The sequence below is a fragment of the Roseivirga sp. genome (assembly GCF_034669765.1).
Classification (GTDB): domain Bacteria; phylum Bacteroidota; class Bacteroidia; order Cytophagales; family Cyclobacteriaceae; genus Roseivirga.
Genome location: NZ_JAXMOQ010000011.1, coordinates 1 through 19433 on the forward strand (window position 1 = coordinate 1; position 19433 = coordinate 19433).

Genomic DNA, 19433 nt, shown 5'->3' on the forward strand with positions numbered 1-19433 from the left:
CCCTGCAGGCTGGCTCAATTCTAAATTCTTCCACTGGAAGAATTCTTAACGTATTGCCCTCCTACGGACTACTTCAAAAAGCTCAGCACATTGCTGGGCTTTTTTGTTTTTAATCACTTTATGTTGAGTACTTCGGGGAGCTTCCCTGCAGGCTGGCTCAATTCTAAATTCTTCCACTGGAAGAATTCTTAACGTATTGCCCTCCTACGGACTACTTCAAAAAGCTCAGCACATTGCTGGGCTTTTTTGTTTTTAATCACTTTATGTTGAATACTTCGGGGAGCTTCCCTACAGGCTGGCTCAATTCTAAATCCAACTTGGATAAGCTTGCCCTATAAATTGGATTACTTGACTTTAATTAGATCGATAGAATTTTAGCGATCCTAAACTCGTCAGCATCAATTTCCTTAATGGTTTTAACTGCCTCGTTGATGGGGGTATAGACCACCTTACTGTTCACTACCCCAACCATAACATTTGATCGCCCATTTAGCAAGCCCTCAACAGCAGCCACGCCTAGATGACTGGCAAGCACCCTATCTGAAGTAGTAGGAGAACCACCTCGCTGTAAATGCCCCAAAACAGTGACGCGAATATCAAAGTAACCTAACTGAGCTTTTACTTTGGCTGCTATTTCATAAGCAGAACCAAGTTTACAGCCTTCGGCCACAATTACAATATTAGAAGCTTTATGATTAGATGCTCCTCTTTGAAGTCTTCTGATCAAATCATCAATTCCCCAATTATGCTCTGGCAGTAACATCGCCACGGCACCACCACTTATCCCAGAATTTACAGCAATAAAGCCAGCATCTCTGCCCATGACCTCCACGAAGAACAGCCTTTCATGAGAAGAGGCCGTATCTCTAATTTTATCAATCGCCTCGGTAGCCGTATTACATGCTGTATCATATCCAATGGTAAAATCCGTTCCTGCCAAGTCATTATCAATTGTGCCTGGTATTCCTAAAACAGGAACATCATACTCTTGACTAAACACATCGGCACCAGTGAACGAACCGTCACCACCAATTACCACTAAAGCATCTAAGTCATTTGCTTTGAAGTTTTCGTAGGCTTTTGCTCTCCCCTCTTTGGTTCTAAACTCATCACTTCTAGCGGAAAGTAGAAATGTACCTCCACGACTTAGTATGTTAGATACTGATCGCGCTTGAAGTTGTTCTATATCTCCATTAATAAGTCCGTCATAACCTTTATAAACTCCATAGACATCGAGGTTATAATAAACACTAGACCTAACCACTGCCCTAACAGCAGCATTCATTCCTGGTGCGTCACCCCCAGAGGTTAGTACAGCAATTTTCTTGATGTTCGCTTTCATACTATTCATTAAATAGAGTTTCTAAATCTAAGTGATGCTCAAATAAAAAGGTGATCCTTTCGAATCACCTTAAATATAAACTCAATATGTTTAATTCTTTTAAACCCCTTCAGCTACCACTTCTCTTACATCGTTAGGAAGCATTCTTTTTAACAAGTTCTCTATACCTGACTTTAAGGTAACAGCTGAAGCCGGACATCCGCTGCAAGAACCTTGAAGGTTCACTTTTACCACTCCGTCATTAAAGGAAGCAAAGCCAATGGCTCCACCATCCTGTTCTACTGCTGGGCGGATGTATTCGTCCAAAATGCCTTTGATTTGTTTTACTACTTCAGAATCGTTTTCGTCAAATAATGGATCTTTCTCCAACTCCTGAAGAATCAAAGGCTTTTCGTTCTCTAGGTATGGCTTAATTACATTTTTAACTTCATTCTGAATCTCTGGCCATTCCACAGATTCCGATTTAGTAACTGTAATAAAATTACTCATGTAGAACACTCTTTCTACTGAAGGGATATTGAATAATTCTTGTGCCAAAGGAGATTCCTTAGCTGATTCAATATTAGGATAATCGAAACTCACTCCCTCTTGCAAAAGCATAAAGTTCACCACAAACTTCATAGAGTTTGGGTTAGGGTTGGCTTCCATATATATGTTTACCGCTTTCATATCTAACTGTCTAGTCCTTTTGAACCACAAAGGTAATTGAAAAGTTTCTCAGTCTTCCTTTAATTCGTTTTCAGATTTAGCAACTAAGGTAGCTACTGTAGCATCACCTGTTACATTAACCACCGTTCTTAACATATCCAGTGGTCTATCGACAGGAAAAATAATTGCTATCCAGGCCGGGTTTAAGCCCACAGACTGAAGCACTACCACCATCATAACAATTCCAGCACTAGGCACTGCTGCCGAACCGATAGAGGCCAAAGTAGCGGTAAGCACAATTGTAAGTTGCTGCGTTATGGATAAATCAACCATGTGCATTTGCGCCATAAAGACTACCGCAACGGCTTGATACAAACTCGTTCCGTCCATGTTCACTGTTGCCCCAATAGGCAAAACAAAGCTCGAAACGTTTTTGGACACTCCTAGATTATCTTCAACACACTCCATAGTCACTGGCAAAGTTGCTGCGCTAGAACTGGTTGAAAAAGCCAAAAATTGAGCTGGGCTAATTTTTTGAAAGAACTTTTTATAAGAAAGTTTCTTGACGAAAGTCTTAACAATAAGTGGGTAAAATATAAAAATCAAGAACAGAAGGCCAGCCACTAAAGTAACAGAGTAGGAAGCTAGCCCTTTGAAAATCTCTAGTACTTCACCTGGCGTGTCCGCCATTTTCGAAATAACACCAGCCAATAAGGCGAAGACAAAGAATGGTGCAGACTTCATTATAATGTCCACCATTTTAAGAAATACTTCGTTGGTGGCATCCACAAAATTCTTAAGCCCAGCACCCTTGTCGTCAGGCACTAGTGCCAAACAAATCCCAAAAAATATGGCAAAGAAAATTACCTGGAGCATCAGTTTGTCATTCGACAGTGACAGCACAATATTTTCTGGCACCATATCTACCAAAAAAGAAAGAGGCCCCTCATCTTTCTTCTCATTTGCTGTCGCCTGCTTTTCCTCGACCATTTTCTTTTCAGCCTCGGTCATTTCTTGCTTGAAATCGAGATTGTTATATTTTGGGTCAGCTAAAAAGTTCTTACCATCTAATATTTCAACACCGTCTGTAGACGCAACCCACTCTTCGTATTGGAGTCGATTTTTTATTCTTTGCTCCTCGTCAATAAAATCACCTGGTCTAAAAACATTTACCAAGACTAAACCAATACCCACAGCGAAAACCGTTGTGACTAAATAGAATGACAATGTCTTAGCACCCATTCTACCAAGTTTGGACAAGTCTTTTAAGCTAGAAATTCCTCCAATAATGGAAAACAGCACTAATGGAACTGCTATGTACTTCAACATTCTGATAAAAATCTGACCAAATGGGTCGATCCAATCAGTAGTAAATTGATTCCAGCCAAGTGCACTTGCGGTGAATGCCCAAATAACACCAGCCAAAAGCCCGATCATTATTTTGATATGAAGAGGAAGCTTTTTCATATGTATATATAGATAGTCTAAATTCGATTAGTCTCGCTAATTAGCAAATAATCAGCAATTACCAAAGCGGCCATTGCTTCTACGATAGGTACCGCGCGCGGTACTACACAAGGGTCGTGGCGACCTTTACCTTCTACCGCAACCGTATCTCCAGCTTCATTAATACTTTCTTGATCAATCATGATTGTAGCAACGGGTTTAAAGGCTACATTGAAGTAAATATCTTGCCCGTTCGATATACCTCCTTGTATGCCCCCAGAGTAGTTAGTTCTGGTTTTCACTATGTTATTATCCATATAGAACGCATCGTTATGTTCCGAACCATTCATTTTTACCCCTTCAAAACCACTCCCATATTCAAAGCCTTTTACCGCATTAATAGAGAGCATGGCTTTGCCAATTTCCGCATGAAGCTTATCAAAGACAGGTTCTCCCAAACCAGCCGGAACGCCCAGAATAACTCCAGTAACAATTCCACCAATGGTATCACGATTTTTACGTGTTTGGTCAATTAGCTCAATCATTTTTTCAGCCATTTCTGGATCGGGGCAACGAAGAATGTTGTCTTCGGTTTTTGTAAGGTCGAGCTGAGTATAGTCTTTATCCAGTTTCAAGTTCCCAACTTGAGATACATAAGCATGAAATGAAATTTCATGATGCCTGAGGTAAAGCTTGGCAATGGCTCCAGCGGCAACTCGGGCAACTGTTTCTCTTGCAGAACTTCTTCCCCCACCTCTATAATCACGAATGCCATACTTTTTCTGAAAAGTATAATCGGCATGCGATGGGCGGAATTTATCTGCTATATGAGAGTAGTCCTTACTTTTCTGATCTTGATTTCGGATGATAATACTAATCGGTGTTCCAGTAGACTTCCCTTCAAAAACACCAGAAACGATTTCAAACTCATCGGCTTCTTTCCTCTGAGTAGTAATTTTAGACTGCCCTGGTTTTCTCCTGTCCAGCTCTGATTGAATAAATGCTTCATCAATATGCAAACCCGCTGGGCAGCCATCAATGATTACACCCAAAGCCTTTCCGTGAGATTCTCCGTAGGTGTGGATTCTGAAAAGATTACCGAAAGTATTGCCCATTTATTTTTTAAAGTAGATGAAACCAGCGCCCGCGAACATAGCTAATATTAAAATATTGGCAAGGACTTGCATGGTCTTATCTTCGGTCAAACTTTCTAAATTATTTGATTTATCTTCAATGGAGTCATAAAACGAGCCTAAATCAACTGAAGAAATTGAAATGTTCTTTTTACTTTCTCCCGTAACCTCAAACTTTACTTCAGATTTAAGGGTATCATATTTAGCAGTTTTCGGGTTAAAATACACCCAACTGAAATAGTCTTCCATGTTATACTGACCTGGTTCATTTGGCAAACCATAGTAAGTGAATTTTTTTGAACCCGTTACTTTGCTATTATTACGGTTTATGTCTTGACTCACATCGGGAGGATAAAATTCAATGGCTTTATTGTCAGGAATTTTCGGTCCACTAATTCCAGAAATATTACCTTCTCCATAAATTCCAAAAGTATACTCAAAGCTTCCACCGGTCTCGAGCGTTTTCTTGCTCATTTTTTCATCTAAAAAGAATTCCCCAACAGCAACCGCATCTTTAAGTGGGTGAGGTGGCAAAGCCTTCACCTTCACCGTCTTCTCCTTAGAGTAGAAGGTTTTAAAGTCCTCTTTTCTATCTCTCCCAAAAAACGAAGGTGATTTGGCCACTTGGTATTTAATCATTTCAAATGGCACGGAAGGGAAAACTATAGGATCTAGGTTGAGCGGAAAATAAGTGGCTCTATAAATTTTATACCTAATATATCCCTTGCCACCAACATTTACCTTCTCCCCAGTAATGCTCTCAATATTAAAATTCTCTTCCCAGCTATTGGTAGGGCGCAGGGTTTTAAGCACTTCTGACAATTGAGTACCAGGGTCATTAAACTGCAAAGGTGCTCTATTATCTTCAGCTACATAAAAGGCAAAAGTGGCCGTAAAGCCTTCTCCCATATAAACTTCGTCCTTATCTGTAGTTAGCGCCAAAAACGCATCTTCTTTCACCTCCACAAATTCAGGGTCCTTTTCTTCTCCAAACAGGTTATCAAAAGTGTTATGGCCGTATGTTGTTCTATTACTGTTTCTTCTGGTTTCAACCGGAGGGATAATCTTAATTTTCTTTCCCTTTGAGGAGATTGCTACTCCATTCACATCAATAGTAAAATCCTCCAACTGATATGTGCCCTCTTCTAAAGGAAGGTAGCGCTGAATAATACTCTGAGAAGAGCTCACCTGCCCGTTTATTATATTGGTACTGCTACTAGAAGAGGTCCCTCTTTTGGCAAAACCATCAATATTTGGAAAGTCTGTATACGATTTCAGTTTACCATTCAACACGGTTACCTTAATGGTAAAAAGCTGATTGAGGCCTACTTCGTCTGGCCCTAATTCAATAGAAGTTGATTGCGCCTTTGCCACCCAACTAAAGCATATGAGACAGGCGACAAGAATGAATTTTGAACTGGTAATTCTCATGTCAATTTATTATATTCGCTTCTCCTCAAACGAAGAGGTTTTAAATATAATTTAAATTTTTGGGGTAACTAAATCCTAATCGCTTCGTTCGTGATTATGTGCGAAAGGCACAATAGATTTATAACCAATTAAACGATCTTGACATGTTGGAATATTTCAAAACCATCCTCGCGAAGGTGAGCTTCGATAAGAAGCTATTTGAAAAAGAGTTGAGAAAGGCTATTCACTCCGTCATCGGAGAAGAATTAGAAGAATTAAAACGGTGGTGCTATGCAAAATTTGGGCACTTATACGGAAATGTTCTTAAAGAACAGTTTTTACTCGCAGTATAAAATCATTTAATCACACCGCCCGTTGCCGTCTTAGCAATGGGCTATTTTTTTGCCATTTTTATATTTCTTTTCAACCCTTCCAGCTTGGTTCTTTTCACTGCCGAACCTTTAAAAACCGATCGAAAAACCTCCTCCGTTAAATCTTGCCAATTATTGTTAAATAATTCTAAAAGCTCATTTTTAGGATGGAAGTTAGGCTCGGAGTGCGGCTTTGAAAACCTATTCCATGGACAAACCTCTTGGCAGATATCACAACCGAAAACCCAGTTATCCATCTTCCCTTGAAAAGTATCGGGAATTTGATCTCTCAGTTCAATAGTCAGGTAAGAAATACATTTGTTCGCATCTACTTCATAAGGTGTAATCGCATCGGTTGGGCAAGCATCGATGCAGCGGGTGCAGGTTCCGCAATAATCTTTGATTGGACCATCAGGCTCAAGTTCTAAATCAATAATCAATTCGGCTAAAAAAAAATAGCTGCCTTGCCCTTTATTGATTAATAAGGTATTCTTCCCTAACCAGCCCAAACCGCTTTTAGCCGCCCATTGGCGTTCCATTACAGGAGCCGAATCCACAAATACTCGGCCTTCCACATCTCCAATTTCTTCCTTTATAATCGACATGAAGGTTTTCAGCCGATCCTTAATGACAAAATGGTAATCCTCTCCATAAGCGTATTTAGCCAGTTTCAAATGCTCTGGATGTTCTTCGGCTAAATCTTTTTCAGGATAATAATTATAAAGTAATGAAACCACAGATTTAGCACCAGACACCAGTTTACTTGGGTCAAGGCGTTTATCGAAATGGTTTTCCATATAACTCATTTCGCCATGATTCCCCTTCTTTAACCAAGCCTCTAAACGTGGGGCTTCATCAGCCAAAAACTCTGCTTTGGAAATACCACAGAAATCAAAGCCTAGCTTTTGGGCTGTTTGCTTGATGATGGTGGTATTTTTAGAAATGTTTTGCAATAAATTTGAATTCTAAATTCTTGAAAATTAACTTCTATTTTCTAATATATATAGTCACCTCCCTGCCCTCCTCTGCTCCTTCGCTATAGGCTTCGGGCGCAAGAAAAAGGAGGGAATACTTTGTTAGTTAATATTTTGGCCTTTCCACATAATAAGCATTCCACTATAGGGCTCAAATATCTACTTTATCTCAAACCATTACCCTCTTGAGAGGGATTAGGGGTGTGTTGCTAAACTATTGTCTCACACTTTATTCTTTTGTCACCTCCCTACCCTCCTCAAGGAGGGAATACTTTGTCAGTTAATAATTTAGTCTTTCCACATAATAAGCATTCCACTTTAAGACTGAAATATTTGATTTACCTCAAAACCATTCCCCTCTTGAGAGTGGCTAGGGGTGTGTATTACTCCTAACTTCTAGTTTTCTCAAATTCATCAATATACTCTTCAATATCCGCTATCGCTGCCTGAATATCATGCTTAATCGTTTCATCTCTAAATCTCAGGAACGTTATTCCTAAAGCTTCAATTCTTTCTTGACGATCTTGATCATTTCTCCTTACATCTTCCCTATCATGATAATTGCCATCAATTTCAATAACGAGCATTAAATCGTAACAAAAGAAGTCTACAATCCAGTGAAGAATGGGTTTTTGTCGATGAAAATCATACCCTCTTCTCCTACCTCTCTTAAGCTCATTCCACAAAAGCACTTCAGTTAGAGTGCTGTTATTCCTGAGGTATTTAGCCTTCTCAGTGAGTTCTTTGTCGTAGGTTATTTTTGGTTTAAACAGGTTCATGCTATCACATTCTTGTCACCTCCTTGCCCTCCTCTGCTCCTTCGCCATAGGCTTCGGGCGCAAGAAAAAGGAGGGAATACTTTGTCAGTTAATAATTTAGCATTCCCACATAAGAAGCATTCCACTTTAAGGCTGATATATTTGATAAACCTCAAAACCATTTCCCCCTTGAGAGGGGCTAGGGGTGTGTTGCTAAAAGGCATTAACAAAGCATAACTTCTAAGAATCAAACAAACTACCTGTCTGCCCGCCTGGAGGTTTAATATTCAAATGTTTGTAAGCCAATTCTGTTGCTTCACGGCCGCGAGAGGTACGCTTAAGGTAGCCTTCTTGAATTAGGAAAGGCTCATAAACTTCTTCTATGGTTTCGGCCTCTTCACCTACTGCCGTGGCAATGGTAGAAATACCTACTGGCCCGCCTTTAAATTTTTCGATAATGGTAAGCAAAATACGGTTGTCCATTTCGTCCAATCCATGCGAATCGACATCCAAAGCGTTCAATGCCATTTCACTTATCGCTTTGGTAATGGTTCCTGTTCCCTTGATTTGAGCAAAATCCCTTGTTCTGCGCAAAAGGTTGTTCGCAATTCGTGGAGTTCCTCGGCTTCTTCTTGCAATTTCATAAGCTGCATCATCATCAATAGGCGTATTCAGAATTTCGGCTGATCGTTGAACGATGGTGGTTAATAATTTAGCATCATAATATTCCAGTCTGGCATTGATCCCGAAACGCGCACGTAAAGGTGATGTCAATAAACCCGACCTAGTAGTAGCTCCAATTAACGTAAATGGTTCCAATGAAATTTGAACTGAACGCGCATTTGGCCCTGAATCGAGCATAATATCGATGCGATAATCTTCCATAGCGGAATACAGGTATTCCTCTACAATGGGATTCAGCCTGTGGATTTCATCAATGAACAACACATCACCATGTTCAAGATTCGTTAATAAACCAGCTAAATCGCCTGGTTTATCGAGTACGGGGCCAGAAGTAATCTTTAAATCAGACTTAAGTTCATTGGCAATAATATGAGACAGGGTGGTTTTACCCAAGCCCGGAGGGCCGTGCAATAAGACGTGATCCAAAGGCTCTGACCGCCCTTTAGCCGCCAAAACGAATATTTTCAAGTTCTCTACAATCTTATGCTGCCCCGTAAAGTCCTCAAAACTTAGCGGTCTCAGTGCTCTCTCAATATCCTTTTCTTCAGGATTGAGATGATCATCTTCAGCATTTAAATAGTCTTCGCGCATTCACCAATCTTTTTGCTAAGATAGCAGTTAGTTTTTTTCACCTAATCAATCTTTTACTCTTTAACCTTACATCAAGGAAAAGCACTCATTATCTTTGCTCAAATTTTGAGACAATGGACAAGAATCAAAGGTCTAGAATATACCTACTCGTGTTAGTAATTGCAATTTTTGTGGTTTGGAAATACCGCGAAAACCAAAAACCAAAAATGGTATTGGTTCAGGGCACCACAATGGGCGTTATTGCTTATAACATAAAGTATATTGACGAAGACCTGAGGAATTTCAAAAAGGAGATTGATTCACTTTTGATAGACTTCAATCAATCACTTTCTACTTACATCCCCGATTCTGAAATTTCAATCTTCAATAAAGAAGGAAAAGCGACTTTCAACTTCCCCTACTTTTCAGAAGTACTTATCGCCAGCCAAGAAGTATATAAGGCATCTGGAGGTTATTTCGACCCAACAGTAGGCCCATTGGTGGATGCTTGGGGTTTTGGTGATGGAAAAAGCGTGATGCTTGACAGCGGTCAAGTAGATTCAGTTTTGAAGTATGTAGGCTTTGAGAAAGTTAAATTCACAAGCGAAAAAGTATTTAAAAGTATTCCAGAACTCAAACTCAATTTTTCGGCCATAGCAAAAGGCCAAGCAATTGATGTAATAGCGGAGTATTTAATGAAACAGAATATTGAAAATTTCATGGTTGAAATAGGTGGCGAAGTGCGTGCGAAAGGCAAAAACGACTCAGGCGAAACTTGGACCATTGGTATTGAAGTACCCGATGAGAACCGAGTGGGTGGAGTTTTCGATGCCATTCAACTAGAAAACCATGGAATGGCCACTTCAGGAAACTATCGTAATTATAAAATTGTGGATGGGAAAAAAGTGGCCCACACCATTGACCCAAAAACGGGGTACCCAAAAATGATCACGCTTTTGAGCGCGACCATAGTAGCCCCAACTTGCATGTATGCAGATGCTTATGCTACAGCATCAATGGCCATGGGATTAGACAAAGCAAAAGCAATGGTAGAAAGTAACCCAAGCTTGGAAGCCTACTTTATTTATTCCGACCAAGACGGAAATACGCAAACCTACATTTCTTCTGGCTTAAAGGGAAAAACCATAAACGAGCAATAATACAGTGACCTATAGGGAACTATTTAAATGAAAATTCGATTTTCTTTATCATATTTGCAATGTTGTTGCATTAACGATTTTTAGGTTTGCTTATAAACGTCACCATTTTACTGCTTTGCGCGCTTGTTCCAGGCCTCTTTATTTTAGGCAATGCCACTTTTAGTGACACCAAAATTCGCTATTTCCTTGTTTTTGCTGGAGCCTATTTATTTTCAGTTACAGTAATCCACCTTATTCCAGATTTATTCATGAGTGGAGAAGATCCATTCAACCTTGGCCTCTACATCCTTATCGGGTTCTTTATCCAGAAAGTATTAGAGAATTTTTCTAGCGGGGTAGAGCATGGCCATATACATGTTCACACCAAGGTGCCTGTTACTTATTTGTTAATTGCCCTTGTCCTGCATTCCTTTTTAGAAGGCTCTATTCTAACAGACTCCTTACATTCCAATCATACTCCTGATTCAGTTTACAGTCATGGAAGTTCGCCTAAAATTCTATTAGGAATTGTAATGCATAAAATACCTGCTTCATTAGCGCTAATGGCACTATTGGTTGCTCAACTTAAAAACAAATACAAGGCTTTCGGCCTACTATTCATCTTTGCCATTAGTTCGCCTTTGGGTTTAGTTACCTCCGAGTATTTTAGTCATTCCAACCTATTACCAGAAAAATACCTTATCATTTTCTTTGCTGTTGTGACAGGCAGTTTCCTTCAAATTTCTACTACTATTTTTATAGAAAGCGATCCTCATCACAAACTCGACTGGAAAAGATTTTCGATTTCTCTAGTGGGTGCGGGGGCAGCGGTATTGGCTCAGTTGATAATTTAAATTACGGATGCTTCACTCCACCCAATAGCATTTCAATGGTTTTTTCAAGTCTGCGGTCTTTGGTTTCTTGCTTTTTAGCAGAAGTAATCCAAAGTGCATATTCTTTTCTGTTGGTGTAAGAGAGTGAGTTAAAAAATTCTTCTGCCTTTGAATTGGTATGCAAAAGTGTCTGAAGCTCAGCTGGCACCTCCACAATTCTCTCTTCAGTATCTTTTTGAATGGTGACAGTCACTGTATCTCCATGACTTTTTTCAATCGCAGCCCTAATGTCATTTCTTAAAATCAAAATATGTCCTGTGCCCATATTGGCAATTGAACCTCGGTATGGCTCCCCATCAAAAGTAGCCCTCACTTTCACTTGGCCTTTCGTCCCAAACACTTCCTCCACACTAAACGGAATTGAAACACAGGCTGCTTCTGGCCATTTCTCACCTCCGTTTTGGATAATGGCTTCGAACTCGTGAATTTTTTCTCTCATAATAACTCATGGCTTTAAACAAATCTACAATTACACAACTGATCTACAAAACCTCTTTCAGTTAAGCCCATAAATGATTAAAATGGGATGTAAATTCAGCAAACATGAGCGACAGAATCCACAGCCTTAGCGGTTACATGCACGAATACCAAAAGAGTGTTCAAGATCCAGAGTCTTTTTGGGCAAGAATAGCCGATTCTTTCCATTGGCGTAAAAAATGGGATAAGGTGGTGGAATGGAATTTTGAAACGCCAGATGTAAAATGGTTCGTAAACGGAAAGCTGAACATTACTGAAAATATTTTAGACCGCCACCTGTATACCCGAGGCGACCAAGCGGCCATCATTTGGGAACCGAATGATCCCAACGAAGAACACATTACCCTGACCTATAAAGAGCTTCACGCCAAGGTTTGTCAGTTTGCAAATGCCATTAAATCCAAGGGAGTTGGCAAAGGCGACCGGGTCATTATTTACATGCCGATGGTACCCGAAGCCGCCATAGCTATGTTGGCATGCGCCCGCGTTGGCGCTATTCATTCCATTGTATTTGCCGGCTTTTCTGCCAATGCATTAAGCGACCGTATTAATGACTGCCAAGCGAAAATGGTAATAACTTCTGATGGTAACTTCAGGGGCAACAAACAAATTCCAGTAAAGGAAGTAGTAGACGAAGCTTTAGAAAAATGCGACTCAGTTGAAACAGTGGTTACACTAAAAAGAACTGGACAAGAAGTTGAAATGACCGAAGGTAGAGACATTTGGTGGCACGATGCCATTGAAGGAGTTTCTTCCGAGAACAAAGCAGAAGAAATGGATTCAGAAGACATGCTCTTTATCCTCTATACTTCAGGCTCAACAGGCCAGCCCAAAGGTGTGGTGCATACTTGCGGTGGCTATATGATCTACACTACCTATTCTTTCCAAAACGTTTTTCAATACAATCAAGGCGATGTCTATTGGTGCACAGCCGATGTCGGTTGGATCACAGGCCACTCGTATATTGTTTATGGGCCGTTACTCGCTGGCGCCACTTCCATTATGTTTGAAGGCGTGCCTACTTTTCCTGATGCAGGAAGGTTCTGGGCCATTTGCGACAAACATCAAGTCAATCAGTTTTATACCGCACCAACGGCCATCAGGGCTTTGCAAGCCTATGGCACCGAACCGATTGAACCTTATAAACTAGACTCATTAAAAGTACTCGGCTCAGTAGGCGAACCTATCAATGAAGAAGCTTGGCATTGGTACCATGACCACATAGGGAAAGGGAAATGCCCAATCGTAGATACTTGGTGGCAAACCGAAACAGGTGGAATTATGATTTCGCCTTTGGCGGGAATTACCCCAACCAAACCAGCCTATGCTACTTTGCCGCTACCGGGAGTTCAACTGGTAATTTTAGATAATGAAGGAAACGAACTAAAAGGAAATTCGGTAGAAGGAAACCTTTGCATCAAGTTCCCTTGGCCTTCGATGCTTCGCACCATTTATGGCGACCACGACCGATGCAAGCAAACTTACTTCTCTACTTTCCCTAACCATTACTTTACTGGCGATGGCGTAAAAAGAGATGAAGATGGCTACTACAGAATTCTAGGTCGCGTGGATGATGTGATTAATGTTTCTGGACACAGAATGGGCACAGCCGAAGTGGAGAATGCGATTAACGAGCACCCTAAAGTGATTGAATCTGCAGTAGTAGGTTATCCGCACGACATTAAAGGACAGGGCATTTACGCTTTTGTGATTTGCGATATGGAAGGCCGATCTGAAGAAAGCCTGATTCAGGAAATTAAAGAAACGGTCACTAAGATCATTGGCCCGATTGCCAGACCAGATAAATTACAGATTGTTCCAGGCTTGCCTAAAACCCGCTCGGGCAAAATTATGCGTAGAATCCTGAGAAAAATTGCCTCGGGAGAAGGTGATAATTTAGGCGACATTTCAACCCTGTTTAACCCAGAAGTGGTAGAAATTATTAAAGAAGGAGCGAATAAGTAATCAGAAATTGGGATTCAGTATTTGGGTAAAAGTGAAGTTTTTGATCAGGAATTTCACGGAATTGTTGTACCTAAATTTATTTTAACTAATTTCATAGTTAAAATAAATCTGATGAATAGATCAAGTCATACCATACTACTTTTATCGGCCTGTTTTCTCATCTTATTTTCTTGCCAGCAGGAAAAGAAGGGCACCAATGAAGGCCGCACAACTCAAACCTTAACCATTTCTGATGGTGGAATTAAAACTTTGGCCCTTGAAGACGGGGTGAATTTTGAAGGTTTAACAGCCCTCAAATTAGCCACCATTGATGATAAGGAATACATTACATTCTATGACTATAAAACCCACTCCATTTACTTGTATGACTATGTAACTAATGATCTTTTCAAGAAAATTAGCATGGAAAAAGATGGCCCTAACGCAGTGAAAAATGCTAGTAAATTCTTCTTCCAGAGCATCGACTCAATCTTTGTTGATGGTTCATATGGCATGTACCTGATCAATAGTAATGCTGAAGTGTTTACAAAGAAGAGCAAGGGTGCCAAACTCCACAATGGGATGCCACTTGTTACTTCTGACTCAAAATTCTATCGTTTTCACCCAGATTCACGCTTCAAGAACGGTCACATAGAAATGGTGATTTCCCAAATGCGTGGAGATAATATAAATAATGAATATGCAATTTTCAATTTTGAGAAGGACACCATCATCGAGGAATTTGTTCAAACAGAAGAGATAATTAACAACTTCGGAGAAATTCAGAAAGTGCAAGAAGAAGCAAACGAAAGGCGTGAAAGTGCTTATACCATTAATAGGTTTTTCGCTAGTAATAAAAACTACCTCTATAGTAGCAATTCCATTTCCGATAGCCTCTTTCTTTTCAAAGAGGGCAAGCTGGCCAAAACTATCTATGCTGGTATCCCAACAATAGAAATAGCCAACTATTCTGATTACTCAACCCTACAAATTATAGAGCGTTATGAACGAGGCTCAAGGGCTTTAGAGAACCCTAAGCAACCACCTCATTATAAAAGTATGCTGTTATCTCCCGATGGCCGATTTATTTATAGAGTGCTGCATCATGGCACAAAACCAAAATTTATTGAAGGGGAAGAAAGACCGATTCCCAACCCAATAGGAGCTACCCTAATTGTAGTGGATACAGAAACAGAAGCATTGAATTACTACGACCTTCCTTTGGGTGAAATTGACTTGCCCTTATATTTCGAGAATAGTCTATTTGTCAGCAATGAAGGAATCTACTTTCGGGTGAAAGACCAACAAAATGAAGATCAGGTTCAGTTTAGGTTTTTCAAAGTGACTCAATAAATATTCACTCATAAACCAAAACCTTATTGAAGCCCTGTTGCACGCTTTTGTCTTGTACATTTGGGCATGGGCCACGATCATCATCACGGACATCACCACCATCATCATGGAACAGGCAACTTACGCGTTGCCTTCTTCTTAAACCTGTTTTTCACGCTGGTTGAAATTGTTGGCGGAATCTATACTGGTAGTTTGGCCATTCTTTCCGATGCCCTTCACGATTTAGGCGATAGCCTCAGCATTGGACTTTCATGGTACTTCCAAAAGCTGTCTCTAAAAGGCCGTGACAAGAAATTCTCTTACGGTTACAAACGCTTTTCCCTACTAGGGGCTATCATCAATTCTGTAGTGCTGTTGGTAGGGTCTGGTATTATCCTTAGCAAAGCCATTCCCGCCCTATTCGCCCCCGAAACCGTGGATGCCAAAGGCATGATGTTCCTTGCCATTTTTGGAGTCATCGTCAATGGAGCTGCCGTATTGAAACTTAAAAAAGGTTCTTCTATCAATGAAGAAGTCATTTCACTCCATTTAATGGAAGATGTTTTAGGCTGGGTAGCTGTGCTCATCGGTAGTTTGGTCATGATGTTCTGGGATTTGCCCATTATCGACCCAATTCTTTCGTTGCTCATTGCGGTGTACATTATTTACAATGCCTTCCGAAATCTTAGAAAGAGTACACTTATTATTCTTCAGGCCAAACCCAACGAGGTGGACATTGAGGGAATTCACAAGACCCTACTTTCCATTCCTGAAATTACGGGTGTACACGATTGCCATATCTGGTCAATGGACGGAGAATATAATGTGCTTTCTGCACACCTTGTCATCGAAAAGGAAATTTCTATGAACGAAATGGCCAACATAAAATCAAAAGCCAAATCCCTGCTTAAAGAAGAACACATCGACCACGCCACCTTTGAGTTTGAAGGGAAAGATGAGCATTGTGGGGGGTGTTGAAAAAGACTGTTTTTCCTGCCGATCCAAAGCTATATCAGACTGCAAGAAAATAGTACATATTAAAAATATTGATGCACTTTTAACTATCTGTAAATAGTTGGTTCAATAAAGCTTCATTACATGGATAAAAATGTATTCAATAAAGCAGTAAAATTTTGGGATAGAGCAGCCAGTTCATACGACAAAGAGGAAAAAAATGATGAGGAAAAATATCAAAAAACCTTAAATCAATTAGCCCAGTATTTAAAGCCTGAGTATTCGGTGTTGGATTTTGGTTGTGGAACAGGACTTATAGCTAATGAAATATCACCCTTAATTCAACAGGTTCATGCCATTGATTTCTCTCATAATATGATTGAGCTAGCTAAAGCAAAGGCTCAAGAAAAACAAATAACAAACGTTCAGTACAGACAAGCAACCATTTTTGATGATTACCTAAAGCCGGCTTCCTATGATGTCATCTTATGCTTCCATATACTTCACTTGCTTGAGCCTCCAGAAAGAGCCATTTCGAGGATGCATGAACTACTCAAGCCAGAAGGTCTTATAGTTTCGGTTACACCATGTATGGCTGAAAAGCCATTAATGAACGGCCTGTTTTCTGTTCTATATAAATTAGGACTAACACCAAAGATTAATCCTTTAAAACTACAGGATCTAAAGAAGTTATTCACAGATGGAAACTTTGAAGTTACAGATCACCACCTCCTACCTAAAACTTCAAATGAATATTTCACAGTCTCTAAAAAACAGAATATCTATTCCAGCCAATTAAAGAAGTAAACCCCGAGAAATTTGCTAGATGCAGCAAAACTTATTGCATTTGTGAACAATACAGAACGCAGTCCATTGAGTAAGAAAGAAGCATTGCGACTGTTGACTTAATTACCCTCATTCAACTCAACACCGCAATATTAGGAATCACAATTTGGCTGCGAGAGTAAGACAATGCGCCTTCTTCTTTGAGTTCGTTGATAATGGTGGTTACGGTTTGGCGAGAAGAGCTGATCAAACTGGCAATTTCATTATGGGTTAAGTAGTTTTTGATCAACACGCCTTCTGGAGTGTCTTTGCCTTCGTTAATCGCCCACATTTTAAGGAAGTCTTTGAGTCTTTCCTTAACATCTTTAAACACCAAGTTGGCATGGCGATGCTCTAGTTTGCGCAGCTTATCACCCATTTTCTTAGTGAAATTCAGACAGAGCATCGGGTGTTTGTACATCAATTCTTCAAACTCGTTCATGGTAAAAGTGCAGAGAATTACTTCACTAGAAAGTATTTCGGCATACTCATGACTGAGCGTAAGCATATTGAAAGAGATTTCGCCAAACAGGTCACCCGTAAGCAAAATGTCTTTGATCATTTCATTGCCCGACTGATCCATTTCGCTGATTTTTATTTTCCCGTTAATGAGAAAATAAACGCGTTTCACCTCATCGCTGGCAAAGTAAATGGTGTGGCCTTTCTTCATTCTCACGAATTTAGAAATACCACAAAGGTCATTGATTTGTTCTTTTGTGAGGTTTGAGAAAAGGTCATAATTCCTCAAATACCAGTACTTAATTTCTCTTTGCATTGCTCTTAAAGGTTGATTACCAGTTGAAAAACTGCTACCGCGAGGATTACCGCCCCGAGTACTTTGTTGTAGTTCTTCGTTAATTTCATGTATACAAACTCCCTCTTTTTAGAGGTAACTACCGCTACAATATACTGTAGCAGAAAAGCCCCTGCAGCAGTACCAACTACGAATGCGGCTTGCACAGGCCAGCGCTCATCCGTAAGCAGATCATTGCTTCTGAGGTTTGTAATAATGAAGAGCCAAAAAGGATATAATTGAGGGTTTAGAATTCCGAAACCCATACCGCGCCATAGGTGGTTGCCTTTATCTGGACTGTCCTTTTCACTTGCCTCAGTGGGCTTTTGAAATATCAGATATATTCCAAAAATGAATAAAACACCGATTGTCAGGTATTTGAGGTAGTCATCGAGGTATTCGTAACGACTGAGTAAATTCGAACTACCCAAGGCCAAAGCGCTGTAGAATAATTCAGGTAAACTTCCCCCAAAACCGAAAAGTATGGCTGATTTTTTATTGTACCGAAGGGCAGTTCTGATGGTGCCGAAATTAACTGGCCCCAATTGAATCGACCCTGCGAAACTAATGGCTGTTGCTAATATTAAAGCTTGAAATATGTGCCAAATCATGTGCTCATGCTTTGGTCTACAATTTCGCTTTTTTCACGTCCAAAGTGCGTTTTGATCAAACGCGCCATTTCAAAAACCGGAGTCACTTTAACCCCTTGATTTATATTGGCTTTACTCACTCGGTACATCATCGTCATGTTCTGAGCAATTTCTTTATACGCCCTGAACAATGAATAAGATGGATCGTAAATATGCGCTGGTTCCGAAGTTACTCCGTTGAGTTCTAAAATTTTGATGTTTTCCCCCTTATAAAGGTCGTCCACCGATTTCACTTTTAAGTCAAACCTACCGAAATAGAAACCATCAATTCCAGAAGCTACATCGTCAAACACTTCCACCAATTGATCGTTCAGCAAATGCATTGCACTTAAAAACTTAGTGCCTCGACAGTGATTCCCAATCGGTTCAAGATTTCTCTTTTCACCTTCGGGAAGCACTTCATTCATCGCAGCGCCTCGTCTTTTCATCATGCTTTCCAGCTGAAGTCGTGCTCGGTCATCGTACTCCATCAGTTCACGAATGGTGGATTTACCATCGCCCGTTACAGTCAAAAACTCTTTGACTACAATAGAGGTAATTCCAGTTTCATCACTGTCTGAGAAACGATAATACAAAACGCCCAACTCTATATCATAACTCACATATTCCTGAATAATGAAATCTTCCTTCGACCTTTTGATGTACCGATCTAATGCGGCTGTATTTTCAACTTTCTCCACCTCATTCCCACGCTCGCCCACATTGGGTTTCACGATAACCGGAAACTCCAATTGGATGTTTTTCAACTCTTGAGTTACGTTTTCAGAAGGCGTTAGCTTTTTGAAGAAAAGGGTTTTAGGTAAATACTTTGCATCGATTTTCTTAAGAATATCAATTTTAGATTCGCCAAAAACACCTCCGTGCTCAATACCTGGATTGGCAGCAGTAAAGTAAGTGAACGAACGTGCTCTGATAGCAAGGTAAATCCACCATGGCACCAATGGCATAAAAAACAACCAAAAGGGCCAGTACTCATAGCTCAACCACTTGACAATAAACAGAGGTAATTTCTTTTTCTTCATTTGCGGGTTGAAAGATAAACAACCAATTAAAACCTTAGATACTTTTAGCCTCAATTTAATTAGCAAGC

At 40.1% G+C, this 19433-nt stretch carries 19 protein-coding genes; 7 read left to right on the plus strand and 12 right to left on the minus strand.

Annotation, left to right across the window (positions count from 1 at the left end; all coding sequences use genetic code 11):
* Positions 1-358: 358 nt before the first annotated feature.
* From pfkA to VOI17_RS17225, 5 genes are all read right to left on the minus strand, one after another.
* A complete protein-coding gene (gene pfkA, locus VOI17_RS17205) occupies positions 359-1342 on the minus strand; it encodes a 6-phosphofructokinase (RefSeq protein WP_323758467.1) in 984 nt (327 codons plus the stop codon).
* Between the two features lie 99 nt (positions 1343-1441).
* On the minus strand, positions 1442-2011 hold the full coding sequence (locus VOI17_RS17210) for a NifU family protein (RefSeq protein WP_323758468.1): 570 nt from the start codon (positions 2009-2011) through the stop codon (positions 1442-1444).
* A 48-nt stretch (positions 2012-2059) separates the two neighbouring features.
* Complete coding sequence (locus tag VOI17_RS17215) at positions 2060-3457, minus strand: dicarboxylate/amino acid:cation symporter (RefSeq protein ID WP_323758469.1); 1398 nt, start codon at positions 3455-3457, stop codon at positions 2060-2062.
* 17 nt (positions 3458-3474) lie between these two features.
* Positions 3475-4551, minus strand: a complete 1077-nt coding sequence (gene aroC, locus VOI17_RS17220) for a chorismate synthase (RefSeq protein WP_323758470.1) — start codon at positions 4549-4551, stop codon at positions 3475-3477.
* On the minus strand, positions 4552-6000 hold the full coding sequence (locus tag VOI17_RS17225) for a BatD family protein (protein ID WP_323758471.1): 1449 nt from the start codon (positions 5998-6000) through the stop codon (positions 4552-4554).
* Positions 6001-6143: 143 nt separating this feature from the next.
* On the opposite strand from VOI17_RS17225, the gene VOI17_RS17230 reads away from it, so the two are divergent.
* Positions 6144-6332 (plus strand): hypothetical protein, encoded by a 189-nt coding sequence (locus tag VOI17_RS17230; RefSeq protein WP_323758472.1) that lies wholly within the window; start codon positions 6144-6146, stop codon positions 6330-6332.
* 41 nt (positions 6333-6373) lie between these two features.
* On the opposite strand, the gene queG is transcribed toward VOI17_RS17230, so the two are convergent.
* The 3 genes from queG to ruvB all read right to left on the minus strand — a co-directional run bounded on the left by queG (position 6374) and on the right by ruvB (position 9357).
* Complete coding sequence (gene queG, locus VOI17_RS17235) at positions 6374-7303, minus strand: tRNA epoxyqueuosine(34) reductase QueG (RefSeq protein WP_323758473.1); 930 nt, start codon at positions 7301-7303, stop codon at positions 6374-6376.
* A 410-nt stretch (positions 7304-7713) separates the two neighbouring features.
* Positions 7714-8103: an endonuclease domain-containing protein gene (locus VOI17_RS17240; RefSeq protein WP_323758474.1), complete on the minus strand. Its 390-nt coding sequence runs from the start codon at positions 8101-8103 to the stop codon at positions 7714-7716.
* A 219-nt stretch (positions 8104-8322) separates the two neighbouring features.
* Positions 8323-9357 carry a Holliday junction branch migration DNA helicase RuvB gene (ruvB, locus tag VOI17_RS17245; protein ID WP_323758475.1) on the minus strand — a complete coding sequence of 345 codons (1035 nt, stop codon included), beginning with the start codon at positions 9355-9357 and terminating at the stop codon, positions 8323-8325.
* 113 nt (positions 9358-9470) lie between these two features.
* Between ruvB and VOI17_RS17250 the strand changes: the two genes are divergently transcribed.
* Together VOI17_RS17250 and VOI17_RS17255 are read left to right on the plus strand one after the other, a co-directional pair.
* Complete coding sequence (locus VOI17_RS17250) at positions 9471-10496, plus strand: FAD:protein FMN transferase (protein WP_323758476.1); 1026 nt, start codon at positions 9471-9473, stop codon at positions 10494-10496.
* An 86-nt stretch (positions 10497-10582) separates the two neighbouring features.
* Positions 10583-11329 (plus strand): zinc permease, encoded by a 747-nt coding sequence (locus tag VOI17_RS17255; RefSeq protein ID WP_323758477.1) that lies wholly within the window; start codon positions 10583-10585, stop codon positions 11327-11329.
* 1 nt (position 11330) lies between these two features.
* Here the strand turns inward: VOI17_RS17255 and VOI17_RS17260 are convergent, their stop codons facing one another.
* Complete coding sequence (locus tag VOI17_RS17260) at positions 11331-11807, minus strand: YdeI/OmpD-associated family protein (protein ID WP_323758478.1); 477 nt, start codon at positions 11805-11807, stop codon at positions 11331-11333.
* A gap of 104 nt (positions 11808-11911) precedes the next feature.
* Between VOI17_RS17260 and acs the strand changes: the two genes are divergently transcribed.
* The 4 genes from acs (at position 11912) to VOI17_RS17280 (ending at position 16882) form a co-directional block, all read left to right on the plus strand.
* The gene (gene acs / locus VOI17_RS17265; RefSeq protein ID WP_323758479.1) at positions 11912-13810 is read left to right on the plus strand and encodes an acetate--CoA ligase; all 1899 of its coding nucleotides are present in this window, start codon (positions 11912-11914) and stop codon (positions 13808-13810) included.
* 111 nt (positions 13811-13921) lie between these two features.
* Positions 13922-15142 (plus strand): DUF4221 family protein, encoded by a 1221-nt coding sequence (locus VOI17_RS17270; protein WP_323758480.1) that lies wholly within the window; start codon positions 13922-13924, stop codon positions 15140-15142.
* 66 nt (positions 15143-15208) lie between these two features.
* Positions 15209-16099 (plus strand): cation diffusion facilitator family transporter, encoded by an 891-nt coding sequence (locus VOI17_RS17275; RefSeq protein ID WP_323758481.1) that lies wholly within the window; start codon positions 15209-15211, stop codon positions 16097-16099.
* 120 nt (positions 16100-16219) lie between these two features.
* Entirely contained in the window at positions 16220-16882 is a 663-nt protein-coding gene (locus VOI17_RS17280; protein WP_323758482.1) for a class I SAM-dependent methyltransferase, read from the plus strand.
* 112 nt (positions 16883-16994) lie between these two features.
* Here the strand turns inward: VOI17_RS17280 and VOI17_RS17285 are convergent, their stop codons facing one another.
* Genes VOI17_RS17285 through VOI17_RS17295 form a run of 3 tightly spaced genes read right to left on the minus strand, consistent with a single transcriptional unit; the run spans position 16995 to position 19365 of the window.
* Positions 16995-17675, minus strand: coding sequence for a Crp/Fnr family transcriptional regulator (locus VOI17_RS17285; RefSeq protein ID WP_323758483.1), 681 nt, complete (start codon positions 17673-17675; stop codon positions 16995-16997).
* A gap of 5 nt (positions 17676-17680) precedes the next feature.
* Positions 17681-18304, minus strand: a complete 624-nt coding sequence (locus VOI17_RS17290; protein ID WP_323758484.1) for a LysE family translocator — start codon at positions 18302-18304, stop codon at positions 17681-17683.
* On the minus strand, positions 18301-19365 hold the full coding sequence (locus VOI17_RS17295; RefSeq protein ID WP_323758485.1) for a hypothetical protein: 1065 nt from the start codon (positions 19363-19365) through the stop codon (positions 18301-18303). The genes VOI17_RS17290 and VOI17_RS17295 overlap by 4 nt, the downstream gene beginning before the upstream one ends.
* Positions 19366-19433 lie beyond the last annotated feature (68 nt).

Coding starts and splice junctions, on each gene's coding strand:
- pfkA (WP_323758467.1), bottom strand. CDS start 1,342: ATGAAAGCGAACATCAAGAAAATTGCTGTACTAACCTCTGGGGGTGAC.
- VOI17_RS17210 (WP_323758468.1), bottom strand. CDS start 2,011: ATGAAAGCGGTAAACATATATATGGAAGCCAACCCTAACCCAAACTCT.
- VOI17_RS17215 (WP_323758469.1), bottom strand. CDS start 3,457: ATGAAAAAGCTTCCTCTTCATATCAAAATAATGATCGGGCTTTTGGCT.
- aroC (WP_323758470.1), bottom strand. CDS start 4,551: ATGGGCAATACTTTCGGTAATCTTTTCAGAATCCACACCTACGGAGAA.
- VOI17_RS17225 (WP_323758471.1), bottom strand. CDS start 6,000: ATGAGAATTACCAGTTCAAAATTCATTCTTGTCGCCTGTCTCATATGC.
- VOI17_RS17230 (WP_323758472.1), top strand. CDS start 6,144: ATGTTGGAATATTTCAAAACCATCCTCGCGAAGGTGAGCTTCGATAAG.
- VOI17_RS17240 (WP_323758474.1), bottom strand. CDS start 8,103: ATGAACCTGTTTAAACCAAAAATAACCTACGACAAAGAACTCACTGAG.
- ruvB (WP_323758475.1), bottom strand. CDS start 9,357: ATGCGCGAAGACTATTTAAATGCTGAAGATGATCATCTCAATCCTGAA.
- VOI17_RS17250 (WP_323758476.1), top strand. CDS start 9,471: ATGGACAAGAATCAAAGGTCTAGAATATACCTACTCGTGTTAGTAATT.
- VOI17_RS17260 (WP_323758478.1), bottom strand. CDS start 11,807: ATGAGAGAAAAAATTCACGAGTTCGAAGCCATTATCCAAAACGGAGGT.
- acs (WP_323758479.1), top strand. CDS start 11,912: ATGAGCGACAGAATCCACAGCCTTAGCGGTTACATGCACGAATACCAA.
- VOI17_RS17270 (WP_323758480.1), top strand. CDS start 13,922: ATGAATAGATCAAGTCATACCATACTACTTTTATCGGCCTGTTTTCTC.
- VOI17_RS17275 (WP_323758481.1), top strand. CDS start 15,209: ATGGGCCACGATCATCATCACGGACATCACCACCATCATCATGGAACA.
- VOI17_RS17280 (WP_323758482.1), top strand. CDS start 16,220: ATGGATAAAAATGTATTCAATAAAGCAGTAAAATTTTGGGATAGAGCA.
- VOI17_RS17285 (WP_323758483.1), bottom strand. CDS start 17,675: ATGCAAAGAGAAATTAAGTACTGGTATTTGAGGAATTATGACCTTTTC.
- VOI17_RS17290 (WP_323758484.1), bottom strand. CDS start 18,304: ATGATTTGGCACATATTTCAAGCTTTAATATTAGCAACAGCCATTAGT.
- VOI17_RS17295 (WP_323758485.1), bottom strand. CDS start 19,365: ATGAAGAAAAAGAAATTACCTCTGTTTATTGTCAAGTGGTTGAGCTAT.